A 13,416-nucleotide genomic window follows, 5' to 3' on the forward strand; every position below is an offset into this window, starting at 1 on the left:
GCCTCCCGCAGCAGGGGCAAGGGTTGTGACCTTGGCCTCTTCCCGGTGGAACGCGGGATTCAGCTCTTGGGCGCGCAGTCGCGGGCCGGGGTGTCGTGGGTGAGGGCGCAACCGATGGTCTCCGCGCGGTCCTTGCCGTATCTGGCGGTCAGGGCGGCGCGGAAGTCGGCCCACTGGCGGCGGGTGTCCGTGACGGCCCCGTGGACGGCGCGGTCGAAGTTCCCGGCGACCTTGCCACGGGGGCTGGTGGGGCCGCTGGTGTTCCCGGTGGCCGGGTCGATGACGCCGGTGTCCTTGTTGAGGCCCGCGTGCTGGACGTGGCGGGCGCAGCCGAGCGGGAGGAGGGAGAAGCAGCCGGTGGTCAGGTCGGCGGGGACGGACGGGGCGGCGGGCGGGCGGCCGGTGCCCAGGGCGAGGAGGGGGGAGGGCGCGGGGCGGTCGAGGCCGGGCGGGTTGTCCTTGCCGAGGGGGCCGTCGGCGGCCTCGTCGGTCCAGTTGCTGTGCGAGTAGAAGTCCTGGACGCCGTGGAGGGCGCGGCCCAGGCCCTCGATGGCCTCGCACTTGTCGCGTCCCCGGATGCCGAGGGTGAAGGTGCAGTCCTTGGCGAGGTCGTTCTCGCCCGGGACGACCTCGCCGTCCGCCGCGACGGTGCCGCCGGCGGCGGTGACCCCCTCGGTGAAGCGGGTCTGGAGTCTGGCTATGCAGGCCAGCAGCTGCCGGGTGGCGTCGGCGCGGTCGCGCGGGTAGCCGGGGGTGGTGAGGAAGTCGGCGTTGTCGCAGTGGGCGGCGGGGACGACGATCTCGTCGGTGTCGGGCGCGCCGACCGCGCCGAAGGTGCGCTTGTGGCCGGCGAGCTGGTCGAGGGAGCGGGGTTCGAAGCAGGTGCCGTCGGACCGGGTGCCGGGGGCGCATGCCAGGGCGGCGCGGGTGATCGCCTCGTGTTCGGCGTGCTGCCCGAACGCGCTGACCGTGCCGAAGGCCCGGGCGGGCCCGGCCTGGGCGGTGAGCAGCACGGCGGGGGCGAGGGCGGCGGCGCCCAGGAGCCGGCCGGCTCTGCGGCGGAGGGGGTGGTGGTGGCGGGGGGTGCCCATGGTTTTCGGCCTTGTCGACGGTCCGTCAGGGGGGATTGCGTCAACAGTTGATCCAAGAAGACCGGAATTTGCAATTCCTTTGCAAGAGAGGGTGTATAGGGCATGCACTCCCGGACAACCGGTTCAGTCGTCTTCGTCCGGCACCGGGTGCCGCTCGGGCACCACGAACTCGCACCAGACGCACTTGCCGTTCCCGCGCGGCTCCACGCCCCAGACGTCAGCCAGCCGGTCCACCAGCAGCAGCCCGCGCCCGGACACCCCCGACTCGCCGGGCTCGCGGCGGCGCGGCAGGACGCTGGACTTGTCCTCCACCTCCACCCGCACCCGCCGTTCGTGCCCGGTCAGCATCCGGATCGTCACGACGGCCGCGCCGTCGGTGTGCAGGAGGGCGTTGGTCACCAACTCGTCGGCGACCAGCTCGATCTCGTCCGAGCGCTCCCGCGCGCCCCACGCCCTTACCGCCGCGCGGATCATGTGCCGGCCGGCCGAGAGGGCCTCGGGGTCCGCGGGGGCGATGTGCTGCTGGAGGCGGCCGCCACCACGGGCGGCCGGGCCCTGGCGGCGCAGCAGCAGGACGGCCAGGTCGTCCTCGCCCATCCGCTCCCCGACCACGCCGCACAGCAGGTCGGCCAGCTTGTGGAGGTCGTAGGGGCCCTCGCGGACCAGGGCGCCGAGCCGCCGCATGCCCTCGTCGAGGTCGGAGCCGGGCTGCTCGACGAGGCCGTCGGTGAACATCAGCAGGGTCTCCCCCGGGGCCAGTTCGACGGTCGTCACGGGGTAGTCCAGCCGCCCGAACTCGGCGGACAGGCCGAGCGGCAGCCCGCCCGAGACGGGCAGCCGGCGGCAGGTGCCGTCGGCGTGCCGCAGCATGGGGTCCACATGGCCGGCGCGGACCAGCTGGACGACCCCGGTGGTGAGGTCGGCCTCCGCGTAGGTGCAGGTGGCGAAGCGGTCGGTGTCCAGCTCGTGGAGGAAGGACGAGGCACGGGCCATGACCGTGGCGGGCGAGTGCCCCTCGGTGGCGTACGCGCGCAGGACGATCCGCAGCTGGCCCATCACGGCGGCGGCGTGGGTGTCGTGGCCCTGGACGTCGCCGATGACCGCCCCGACCCGGCCGCCGGGCAGCGGGATGGCGTCGTACCAGTCGCCGCCGATGTCCCGGCCCATCCGGGCCGACCGGTAGCGCACCGCGATCTGCGCGCCGGGCACGTCGGGGATGCGGCGCGGCAGCATGGACTGCTGGAGGCCCTCGGCGAGGTCGTGCTCCTGGTCGAAGAGCATCGCCCGGGCTATGGCCTGCGCCAGGCTGCTGCTGAGCGCGATGAAGAGGTTGCGCTCCTGCCGGGTGAAGCCGCGCGCCTCGCGGTAGAGCAGGCCCAGCGCGCCGATGGGCCGGGCCTGGGCGACCAGCGGCAGATAGGCGGCGGAGCAGATGCCGATGTCCTTGATGCGCTCCCACAGCCAGGGGTAGTGGGTGGAGAACTCCTCGGGCGACTCGATGAACCGGGGCGAGAGGGTGCGGATGACCTCGCTCATCGGGAAGTTGTCGTCGACGCGCGTGTAGCGGGTGCCGGGGATGAAGTGCTCCGAGGGCCCCTCCGCGACGAGGTGGATGCGGCCGGACTCCAGCAGGCCGAGGACGAGCAGGTCGGAGCCCAGGTGCTCGAGGGCCCGGGCGTCGCGGAAGAAGTCGATGACGTCCTGGACGGTCCGGGCGTGCGCGAGGGCGGCCGTCGTGGTCTCCACGACCGTGGTCTGATGGCGGCGCTCCTCGTCGGTCTCCCGGGGACCGGTCCGGCCCAGCTCCTCGGTGGCGTCCCGGACGACGCCGATGATCCGGCAGGGCCGCCCGTCGGCGTCGCGCCGGATGCGCCCCTGGGTGTAGGTCCAGCGCTGGGAGCCGTCCGCGCAGCGGACCAGGTAGTAGCCGCCGTAGCTCTCGCTGCCGTCCTTCAGCGCCCGGGCCACCATGGTGTCGAGCCGGGCGGCGTCCGGGCGCGAGACGCGGTACGTCAGATCGGTGATCCGGCCGTGGAACCGCTCCGGCGGCACCTCCAGGAGCTCCAGCGCCTGCGGGTCCAGGTGCAGCCGTCCGCTGATCAGGTCCCAGTCGAAGCCGCCCATGCGATTGAGGGCGAGCACCGCCTCCGGGCGGGCGGGCCAGTCGTCCGGCGGCGGGACGGCGGCAGGCGTCGCTCCCCGATCAACCATAGAGTCACTCTGCCATCTTTTGTTCGTTTCTTCGATGCGACCGGTTTCGATGCGACCGGTGCGGAGGGCGCCATGGAGTGGTTCACGGCATCCGGGTACTGGCTCAGCCGGCTGCTCCTGACGCGGGCGCTCGCGGCGATCTACCTGGTCGGCTTCGTCTCGGCGGCCCTGCAGTTCCGCGCGCTCATCGGGGAGCGCGGCATGCTGCCGGTCCCCCAGTACGTGGCGTACGCGCCGCCGCGCCGGGCGCCCAGCGTCTTCCAGTTCCACTACTCCGACCGTTTCTTCGCCGCCTGGGCCTGGACGGGAGCGCTGCTGTCGGCCGCGATGGTGGCGGGCGCGGCCGACGCCGTGCCGCTGGGCGCGGCCATGGCGATGTGGGCCGCGCTGTGGGCGCTCTACCTGTCGATCGTCAACGTGGGCCAGACCTGGTACAGCTTCGGCTGGGAGTCCCTGCTGCTGGAGACCGGCTTCCTGGCCGTCTTCCTGGGCAACGCCCGGACCGACCCGCCCGTGCTCACGCTGTGGCTGATGCGCTGGCTGCTCTTCCGCGTCGAATTCGGCGCCGGGCTTATCAAACTGCGCGGCGACCCCTGCTGGCGCGACCTGACCTGCCTGTACTACCACCACGAGACCCAGCCGATGCCGGGCCCGCTGAGCTGGTTCTTCCACCGGCTGCCCAAGCCCCTCCACCGGGTGGAGACGGCCGCCAACCACGTCGCCCAGTTGGTCGTACCGATCGGGCTGTTCGCCCCGCAGCCGGTGGCGAGCGTCGCCGCCGCCGTGATCATCTGCACCCAGCTCTGGCTCGTCGCCTCCGGCAACTTCTCCTGGCTCAACTGGCTGACGATCGTCCTCGCCCTCTCCGCCGTCGACGGCGCGGCCCTCGCGGAGCTACTGAGCCTCCCCCGGCACGCCCCGGCCGGCGCCGCCCCGCTCTGGTTCGAGGTGCTGGTGCTCGCCGCCACCGCGCTGGTGGTCACGCTGAGCTGGTGGCCGGTGCGCAATCTGCTGTCCGCGCGGCAGCGCATGAACATGTCCTTCAACGCCTTCCACCTGGTGAACACCTACGGCGCTTTCGGCAGCGTCAATCGCAGCCGCTACGAGGTCGTCGTCGAGGGAACGTCCGACGAACGGCTCACCGAGGACACGGAGTGGAAGGAGTACGGCTTCCGGGGCAAGCCCGGCGACCCCCGCCGGCTCCCCCGCCAGTTCGCGCCGTACCACCTGCGGCTCGACTGGCTGATGTGGTTCGCCGGGATCTCCCCCGGCTACGCCCGGGAATGGTTCGGCCCCTTCGTCGAACGCCTGCTGACGGGCGACCCGGCGACCCTGCGCCTCCTGCGCCACAACCCCTTCCCCGCCACCCCGCCCACCCACGTCCGCGCCCGCCTCTACCTCTACCGCTTCACGACCTGGCGCGAGCTCCGCGAGACGGGCTGCTGGTGGCACCGCACGCTGGTGCGCGAGTACCTGCCGCCGGCACGGCTGGCAACACAGCCGTGAGGGGGTCCGGGGGCTTGCCCCCGGGAAACGAGAAGGGGCGGGTCAAGGGGCCTGCCTCCCGCCGCGACGGCGACCGGCCACGACGGCGCGGCCCGGCGGTACCGACCTGCCTGCTGACAGCGGGGACGGGCGCCGGGCCGCCGGCCGGGCGTCAGGCCGGCGCCAGGCCCGCCCGGGCCAGTTCGGCCGCCGTGATCGGCGGCTCCGGGGGCGGCAGCCGCCGGGGCCCGCGAGCCACCCGCGCCACCACGGCGGGCGTGAACAGCGCCGACATGGGCGCGGCCAGCGTCATCACGTCCACCATGGCCCGGGTCAGGGCCGGGTCCACCGTCGCGGTCAGTATCATCCGCTGGACATAGCCCCGCAGCAGCCGCGCCGCCGCCGGCGGCCGCTCCCCGATCGCGCCCGGGTAGTGGATGTCCTCGCCCACGGCCATCGCCCAGGGCCCGTCCACCGTCCGGGCCACCGCGCGCTGCGCCCGCCGGGCCGACCGGGGGTCGCCGAGGACCTCCCCCGCCAGGACCTCCCGCAGGGCGACCGCGCCCGCCGCGGCGGCCGACATCCCGTGCCCGTAGACGGGGTTGTACGCCGCCACCGCGTCCCCCGTGACGACGAGACCGCCCGGCCAGGAGGCCATCCGCTCGAAGTACCGGCGGCGGTTGACCGTGGAGCGACCCCGCCGCACCCCGGTGAGCGGCTCCGCGCGGGCGATGAGATCGGCCACCAGCGGATGCCGCAGCCGGCGCGCGAACGGCTCGAACTCCGCGTCCTCCCGTGAGGGTTCGCCGCCCCTCGTACCGGACAGGGTCACCAGCCAGCGCCCGCCCTCCACCGGGTGCATCGTCACGCCCTGGCCCGGCAGCAGCGCGTCGGGGCGCGGCGCGACGCTCACGACGGGGAAGTCCTCCGCTCCCGGGGGCGCCCGGAACAGCCGCGTCGCGTAGACCAGGCCCGAGTCGACGGTCTCCTCCCGGACGGCGGGCAGCCCCAGCTCCGTCAGCCACCGCGCGGCCTGCGACTCCCGCCCGGTGGCGTCGACGACGAGCGCTGCCGGGAGCGGCCGCACCCCGCCCGCGCCCACCTCGCCGATCCGCACGCCCGTCACCCGCCGGGCGTCGCCCAGGAGCCCGTGGACCTCGACGCCGTCCCGGAGCGTGATCCGCGAGTGGGCCAGCACCCGCTCCCGTACCACCGCGTCCAGCAGGTCCCGGCTGCACGAGATCAGGAACTGCGCCTCCGGCGCACGGGGGATCCAGCCCTGCGACGACAGCGACACCAGCGCCGTCGGCAGCGCCACCCGCCGGGCGCCCTCGGCCAGCCACCGGTCGGTGATCCCCGGCAGCAGCGACTCCACCGCCCGCGCCCCTCCCGCGAGCATCAGATGCGCGTGCCGCGCCTGGGGCAGCCCCTTGCGGGGCAGGGCCCCGGACGGCAGCCGGTCCCGCTCGACGACGACCACCTCGTCGGCGTGGTCCGCCAGGGCCGAGGCGGCCAGCATCCCCGCCATCCCGCCGCCCAGCACCACGGCCCGGCGCCCGGGAACGACACCGCCGTCACTGTGCGCGTCGCTCATGCCCGCTCCTCCTCCGTCGCGGTGGAACTCCGCACGGTCCGCCCATACGGGATGGTCTGCCCATACCGCGCCCGCCCGGAACACATGCGCGCCGCTCCGCCGTACCGCACGGTGGTGGTGTGGAGGTGGTGCCATGGGTGGCATGGAGCCCGTGGAGGCGCTGGAACGCGTCGCGTTCCTGCTGGAGCGCTCACAGGCGCCGACGTACCGCGTGAAGGCGTTCCGGACGGCCGCCGCCGTGATCCGCGACCTGCCGGACGAGGAGCTGCGGCGCCGCGCGGCCGACGGCTCCCTGACGGCGCTGGGCGGCATCGGCCCCAGCACCGCGGGCGTGGTCACCGAGGCCCTCACCGGCCGGGCGCCCGGCTATCTGGCGAAGCTGGAGGAGACGGCGGGCGCCCCCCTCGTCCAGGGCGGGCTGGCCCTGCGCGAGGCCCTGCGCGGCGACTGCCACCTCCACTCCGACTGGTCGGACGGCGGCAGCGGCATCGAGGAGATGGCCCGCGCCGCCCGCGCGATCGGCCACGAGTGGGCCGTGCTCACCGATCACTCCCCCCGGCTCACGATCGCCCGCGGCCTGTCCCCGGAGCGGCTGCGACAGCAGCTCGATGTGGTCGCCGAGGTGAACGCGGAGCTGGGCGACGGCTTCCGGCTGCTGACCGGCATCGAGTGCGACATCCTCGCCGACGGCGCGCTCGACCAGGAGGAGGAACTGCTGGAGCGGCTGGACGTGGTGGTCGCCTCCGTCCACTCCAAGCTGCGGATGGACGCCCCGGCCATGACCCGGCGACTGGTGGCCGCCGTCGCCAGCCCCCTCGTGGACGTCCTGGGCCACTGCACCGGACGGCTGAACGGCGGGCGGACCCGGCCGGAGTCGGAGTTCGACGCGGACATGGTCTTCGCCGCCTGCGCCCGCTTCGGCACCGCCGTGGAGATCAACTCCCGCCCCGAGCGGCTCGACCCGCCGCGCCGGCTGCTGCGCCGGGCCCTGGACGCGGGCGTGCTGTTCGCCATCGACAGCGACGCCCACGCCCCCGGCCAGCTCGACTGGCAGATCTACGGCTGCGCCCGCGCCGAGGAGTGCGGGGTGCCCGCCGACCGGGTCGTCACCACCTGGCCGGCGGACCGCCTGCTGGACTGGGCCGGTTCGAAGTGAACGCCCCGCTGGACGCCCCGCTGCCCGAGCGCACCTCGATCCGGCCGATGCTGGCCACCCCCGGGCCGCTGCCCGCCGAGGGCGAGGACGCCCACTGGGCCTTCGAGGTCAAATGGGACGGGGTGCGCTGCGTCGCCGACACACCCGGCGACGGGACCCTGCGCCTGGTCACCCGCACGGGCAACGACGCCACCCGGACCTACCCCGAACTGCAGGCCCTCGGCGAGCAGCTGCACGGCAGGCTCGTGGTGCTCGACGGCGAGATCGTGGTCCTGGACGCGGAGGGACGCCCCGACTTCGGGCTGCTCCAGCGCCGGATGAACATCGCCAACCCGCGCCGCGCGGCGCACCTGGCGATGGAGTACCCGGTGCACCTGATGGTCTTCGACATCATGTACCTCGACGGCGTCGTCCTCACCGACCTCGGCTACCGCGAGCGCCGGGCCGTGCTCTCGGGCCTGGGCATCGGCGGCCCCAACTGGTCGGTCCCCGCGTACCTGGAGGGCCAGGGGAGACGCGCCTGGGACGCCACGCTCAGCAGCGGCTTCGAGGGCGTGATCGCGAAACGGCTGACCTCGCGGTACGCGCCGGGCCTCCGGTCACCCGACTGGCGCAAGATCAAGCATGTGATCACCATCGACGTCCTCATCGGCGGCTGGACCGAGGGCCAGGGCCGGCTGACGGGCCTGCCCGGCGCGGTGCTGGCCGGGCTGCGCGAGCCCGAGGGCCTGCGCTACGTGGGCTCCGTGGGCTCGGGGCTCGCCGAGCGGGAACGCGCCGACCTGGCGCGCTATCTGACGGTCGTCCAGCGCCCCGACTCCCCGTTCACGGGCCCGGTCGACGTACCGGCCGCGCACTGGGCCGAGCCCCGGCTCGTCGCGGAGGTCGTCTTCAGCGGCTGGACGGCGTCCGGTCGCCTCCGCCACCCCACGTGGCACCGGCTCCGGCCGGACCTGACGGACCTGACGTGAACGCCGCCCCCGCCTGACGGCCGGGGCCCGGACCGGGCCGGGGCCTCGGCCGCACTCTCACGGCAGTGGGGCCCTCCCCCGTGCTCCTCCCAGGCCCACCAGCGGGTCGCCGTGGCCGGCGACGCGGTCGAGGACCTCCTCCGGGCCGAAGGCCAGGTCGGCCGCATCCTGGCAGCCGGCGACCTCGTCCCAGGTCACCGGGGCCGCGACACCCGGACGGTCGGGCGTGAGACGCACGGAGTACGGCGCCACCGTCGTCTTCGCGCTCGCGTTCTGCGACCAGTCGATGAGGACCTTGCCCCGGCGCTCGGCGCGCGCCATGGAGACCACCACCAGCCCGGGGTGCTCGCCCATCATCCGCCCGGCCAGCTCCTTGGCGTACCGGGAGGCGGCCCGACCCGTAGCGGGCCGGATGGGCGCGTAGAGATGGAGCCCCTTGGACCCGGAGACCACCGGGTACGCGGCGAGCCCGTCGGCGTCGAGGAGCTGGCGCAGCCGCTGGGCCACCCGGCAGCAGACGACGAGGTCGGTGCCGGGACCGGGATCCAGGTCCAGGACGAGGCGGTCGTGCCCGTCCGGGCCCGCCTCGGCCGTCCACTGGGGCACGTGCACCTCGTACGCCCCCAGGTTCACCATGGCGATCAGCGCGGCCGTGGAGTCCAGCACGATCTGTTCGGTGAGCCCCTCCCGGTGTTCCACCGGCACCCGGGGCACCCAATGGGGGGAACCGGCCGGCGGATTCTTGGCGACCCAGCTCTGCCCGGCCGGCCCCTCGGGCGCGCGGACGAACGAGGTGGGACGGCCACGGGCGTACGGCAGCAGCGCCGGGGCGATCCGGGCGTAGTACCGCAGCACCTGCGCCTTGGTGTGCCCCGACCCGGGGAAGAGCACCCGGTCCAGATGGGAGAGGGCCAGTCGGTGGCCCTCGACCTCCACCACCTGCCGGTCCGACGAGGCGGGCATAAAGTAGGAATTCCCCGCGGAGGGACGGATCTATGCGGACGATGTGGAAGGGCGCCATCGGTTTCGGCCTCGTCTCCGTGCCGGTACGGCTCTACGCCGCCGTCCAGGAGCACGGGCTCAGGCTCCACCAGGTCCATGACGAGGACGGCGGCCGCATCCACCTCAAGCGCGTCTGCGACGCGTGCGGCAAGGAGATCGACTACGAGCACGTCGCCAAGGGCTTCGAGGACGACGAGGGCAACACGGCCGTCGTCACCAAGAACGAGCTGGCGGGCCTGCCGCTGCCGAGCAAGAAGCTCATCGACGTCCTGGCCTTCGTCGACGCCGACCGCATCGACGCCCTGCGGCTCTCCGGCGCCTACTACCTCGCCCCGGAGAGCGCGGCCGCCGACAAGCCATACGTCCTGCTGCGGGAGACGCTGAAGCAGACCGAACGCGTCGCCGTCACCAAGATCGCGCTGCGGACGCGGGAGTCGCTGGCCCTGCTGAGAGTCCACGAGGACCTGCTGGTCCTCCACACCATGTACTGGCCGGACGAGATCCGCGACAGCAAGGGCCTCGCCCCCTCCTCCTCGGTCACCGTGCGACCGCAGGAGCTGAAGATGGCCACGAGCCTGATGGACACGCTGTCGGAGGACTTCGACCTCGACACACTGGAGGACGAGTACGAGATCGCCCTCGGCGAGCTCATCAGCGCCCATCTCGACCACCGGCCGACGCCCCGGAAGAAGACCACGGCCGCGCCCGACAATGTCATCGACCTGATGGCGGCCCTGCAGGCCTCCATCGATTCGGCGAGCGGGAAAGGCGCCCCCACGAAGACGGCGGCGAAAACCACGTCGTCCGGGCGCGCGAAAAAGACCGAAGATTCGACCAAAGGTACGAGCAAAAAGGCCGTGGCCAAAAAGACCACGGCCTCCAGGACCACCGCGAAGACCGGGTCTTCGAAGACCGGCTCTTCGAAGACCCGTGCCACGAAGACCAGCGCTTCCGCGACGACGAAGAAGACCGCGGCCAAAAAGACGGGCCGCCGGGCCTCCTGAGCCTGTCGCCCCGGGCCGGCGGCCCCTCTTCACACCACGCGACGACGTCGCACCCGCACGTTAACCCACGGCGTCAACACGGGAACTCAGTCCGTGGGCTCGCCCTCCTTCTCGACGCCCAGCTCCACGAGCTCCGCCCGCGCGGTACGGACGAGCCCGTCCGCGCCGCAGCGCTCCGAGAGCTCCAGGCCCTCCCGCAGCCGCTCCACCGCCTCGGCCTTGTGGCCGCACTCGCGCAGCGCGACCCCATGGTCGACCAGCGCCGCCGCGAGCTCGTAGCGGCAGGGCGACATCCGCAGATGGGCGACGGCCTTGCTCAGCCTCTCCGGCCGCTCCCGCGGCGCGTCCACCCTCGCCGCCAGGCGCAGCGCCTCGCCGATGGCCGTGTCGGTGCCGAACCGCATGGCGTGCTGGATCGCCTGGCCGACCAGGGTCCGGGCGCGCTCCGGCTCCTCGTCCTTGATGGCGAAGGCCAGGTCGAACGCCCAGGGTGCCCAGAGGGTGTTGTGCCGACCGCGCTCCTCCAGCCTCCGCCCGGCCGCCTCCAGCTCCTCGACGGCCTCCTTCGTCTTGCCCCTGGCGAGCAGCAACCTGCCCGCCAGGCAGGCGGCGTCGGGAAGGGCGATCCCCGGTGAGTACGGCGGGAGGAAGGAGTTGGCCTCCGCCACCTCCTGGGCCTCGTCGACCTTGCCCCGGGCCAGGAGGGTGTCGATCAGCAAGCACATACCGTCCCATTGGATGGGCAGCCCGGGACCGAGACGGTGGGCCAGGTGCAGCCCCTTGCGCAGGGCCCGCTCGGCCTCCGCGAGATCGCCGCGACGCCGGAAGACCAGCCCCCGGAGATCATGGGCGAACGCGAGATGGGCACCGCTCCAGCCGGCGACCTCGAAGGCGCGCACGGCCTGGTAGGAGAGCTCATCGGCCTCGTCGAGCCGGTCGGTGTAGGAACAGACGATCCCGATCTGGCTGGGGATCTCGAAACCCCACTCCGCGTTGGTCCAGCCCAGACCGTCGGGGAGCTTGCCGTCCACCAGGACCCGGTCGATGAACTCGCCGATCTCCAGGGAGTTCTCGCTGCGGAGCATCCCGTCGAAGGCGCGCAGCACCAGCAAGGTGCGCTCGGCGTTGTCCTGACCCTTCAGGTCACGGGCCAGCTCGGCGATGCGACGGGAGCAGTCGATCGCGTCGTCCCCGTCGACCTGCACGCCCTTCCACATGTAGTGGGCCGCCTGAAGGCGCATCCGGCCCGGACCGGGCGGCATGCGCTGCGCCTGGTCGGCGACCACCTCGGCGGCCTTGTCGAGCTGACTGTTGTGCGCGTAGGCCTGGGACAGCCGGAAGGTGGCGTCGACGCGCAGCTCTTCGCTGAGGTCCGGCAGGGCCAGGGCGGCACGGAGGTGGTTGACCGTGGTCTGCGGCGAGATCAGCAGCGCGGCACAGCCCAGCTCGTAGAGCAGCATGGCCCGGTCCTCCTCCGGCGGAGGTTCCAGCAGCGCCCGCTCCAGACAGCGGCGGGCCGCGTCGGGGGCGCCCACGGCGAGGTGCTCCCTGGCCGCCGCGCGCAGCTGACCGACCACGTCCGCGTCGGCGTCCGGGTGCACTTCCAGCAGGTGCCGGGCCGAGACGGCGACGCCCTTGCCCGCGTCGGCCGAGAGCCAGGCGGCCTGCCCGTGCATGGCGGTGCGGGTACCCGCCGGGATCGCCCGGTAGACGGCGGTGGCGATGAGCGGGTGGACGAACTCCAGCGTGGTGTCACCCGTGAGGATCCGGGCCTCCCGGAGCTGGTCGGCGCGCTGCTTGGCCTCGGTGGGGCCCATGCCGGCCAGGTTGGCGGCGAGCGAGAGCTCGATCTCCGTCCCCAGGACGGCCGACGCGTAGGCGAACCGGGTCACGGCGGACCCCAGCTGCTCGAGGCGGGCGACCAGACCCTTGCCCCGGGCGGCGGCACCGAGTTCGCGCAGCAGCGCGGCGGACTCCTCGACCGGATCCATGTCGCGGTCCCGTGCCTTGGCTATCAGCTCGACGGCCTCATAGGCGTTTCCGCCGGTGACCGCCCAGACCTCGCGGCAGAACGGATCGTCCGCGCCGGGGCCGAGGGCCTCGCGCACCAGCCCGGCCACCGCTTCGGGGGTCAGGGCGTGCAGCTCGACGGGCCGAGCCACCCGCCCGGCGACCAGCTCCTTGAAGCCCGGTGTGTGGTCGGGCAGTTCCTCCGGCCGGTAGGCCAGCACGATGAGGAGCGGCATCTCCCGCAGCCGTACGGCGAAGGAGGTGATCCACGCCAGGGACTCGGGGTCGGCCCAGTGGGCGTCGTCGACGATGACGACCAAGGGCTTGCCGTTGAAGGCGAGCTGGGTGATCACCCAGTCGAGTCCGTCGCGCACGCCCTGGGGGTCGGCCAGCGGGCCGACGGGCGGGGTGATGCCGAGCGCGGGGCCGGCGATGTCGTGCCAGTCGCCGAGCAGCTCCCGCCGGGCCTCCTGGGGCATCGCGGCGAGCTCGGGCTGGAGGAGCTGCCGGACGACGGCGAAGGGGACTCTCTCGGCGGACTTGCTGCCGCGCCCGAAGAGCACGGTGCAGTCGTCGCGCTCACCGGCGACGCGGCGCACATGGGTGAGCAACGCCGTTTTGCCCAGGCCCGCTTCGCCGCTGATGAGGAGCAGGCCACCTTCCCTCTCGGCCACGCCCGTGGTCCCGGCGGACTCCCCGGCCTCGAGGGCCTCTTCGTTCTCGGTGCTCTCCTTCTGGTTCTCACACTGCATCTCACGGCCGCAGAGGCCGTACACCGCCCGCTCGACGACGGATAGCTCGCGCTCTCGCTCGAACAGGGCGGCAGATAGGACGCGTTCACGCTGTTGCCCCGACATGACGGTGTCTCCCCGGAGGATGTGGTGGAGCGAGC

9 protein-coding genes are annotated in these 13,416 nt (G+C 73.4%); 4 read left to right on the forward strand and 5 right to left on the reverse strand.

The window, feature by feature from the left end; translation table 11 throughout:
• Positions 1-59: 59 nt before the first annotated feature.
• Entirely contained in the window at positions 60-1,091 is a 1,032-nt protein-coding gene (locus ACX9I7_RS13695; RefSeq protein ID WP_459387482.1) for a CinY protein, read from the reverse strand.
• Between the two features lie 123 nt (positions 1,092-1,214).
• Entirely contained in the window at positions 1,215-3,302 is a 2,088-nt protein-coding gene (locus ACX9I7_RS13700) for a SpoIIE family protein phosphatase (RefSeq protein WP_459387483.1), read from the reverse strand.
• A gap of 72 nt (positions 3,303-3,374) precedes the next feature.
• Between ACX9I7_RS13700 and ACX9I7_RS13705 the strand changes: the two genes are divergently transcribed.
• Positions 3,375-4,808 carry a lipase maturation factor family protein gene (locus ACX9I7_RS13705; RefSeq protein WP_459387484.1) on the forward strand — a complete coding sequence of 478 codons (1,434 nt, stop codon included), beginning with the start codon at positions 3,375-3,377 and terminating at the stop codon, positions 4,806-4,808.
• 151 nt (positions 4,809-4,959) lie between these two features.
• On the opposite strand, the gene ACX9I7_RS13710 is transcribed toward ACX9I7_RS13705, so the two are convergent.
• Positions 4,960-6,381, reverse strand: a complete 1,422-nt coding sequence (locus tag ACX9I7_RS13710) for an NAD(P)/FAD-dependent oxidoreductase (RefSeq protein ID WP_459387485.1) — start codon at positions 6,379-6,381, stop codon at positions 4,960-4,962.
• Positions 6,382-6,523: 142 nt separating this feature from the next.
• Between ACX9I7_RS13710 and ACX9I7_RS13715 the strand changes: the two genes are divergently transcribed.
• A complete protein-coding gene (locus tag ACX9I7_RS13715) occupies positions 6,524-7,537 on the forward strand; it encodes a PHP domain-containing protein (protein ID WP_459387510.1) in 1,014 nt (337 codons plus the stop codon).
• A gap of 47 nt (positions 7,538-7,584) precedes the next feature.
• The gene (gene ligD, locus ACX9I7_RS13720) at positions 7,585-8,508 is read left to right on the forward strand and encodes a non-homologous end-joining DNA ligase (RefSeq protein ID WP_459387511.1); all 924 of its coding nucleotides are present in this window, start codon (positions 7,585-7,587) and stop codon (positions 8,506-8,508) included.
• Between the two features lie 57 nt (positions 8,509-8,565).
• On the opposite strand, the gene ligD (ACX9I7_RS13725) is transcribed toward ligD (ACX9I7_RS13720), so the two are convergent.
• Positions 8,566-9,471: a non-homologous end-joining DNA ligase gene (gene ligD, locus ACX9I7_RS13725; RefSeq protein WP_387572947.1), complete on the reverse strand. Its 906-nt coding sequence runs from the start codon at positions 9,469-9,471 to the stop codon at positions 8,566-8,568.
• 32 nt (positions 9,472-9,503) lie between these two features.
• Here ligD (ACX9I7_RS13725) and ku point away from each other — a divergent pair, with 32 nt between their 5' ends.
• The gene (gene ku, locus ACX9I7_RS13730) at positions 9,504-10,514 is read left to right on the forward strand and encodes a non-homologous end joining protein Ku (RefSeq protein WP_459387486.1); all 1,011 of its coding nucleotides are present in this window, start codon (positions 9,504-9,506) and stop codon (positions 10,512-10,514) included.
• 86 nt (positions 10,515-10,600) lie between these two features.
• Here ku and ACX9I7_RS13735 read toward each other — a convergent pair whose 3' ends face one another.
• A complete protein-coding gene (locus ACX9I7_RS13735; RefSeq protein WP_459387487.1) occupies positions 10,601-13,381 on the reverse strand; it encodes an ATP-binding protein in 2,781 nt (926 codons plus the stop codon).
• Between the last annotated feature and the right edge of the window lie 35 nt (positions 13,382-13,416).

This window comes from Streptomyces sp. L500, from assembly GCF_054551825.1.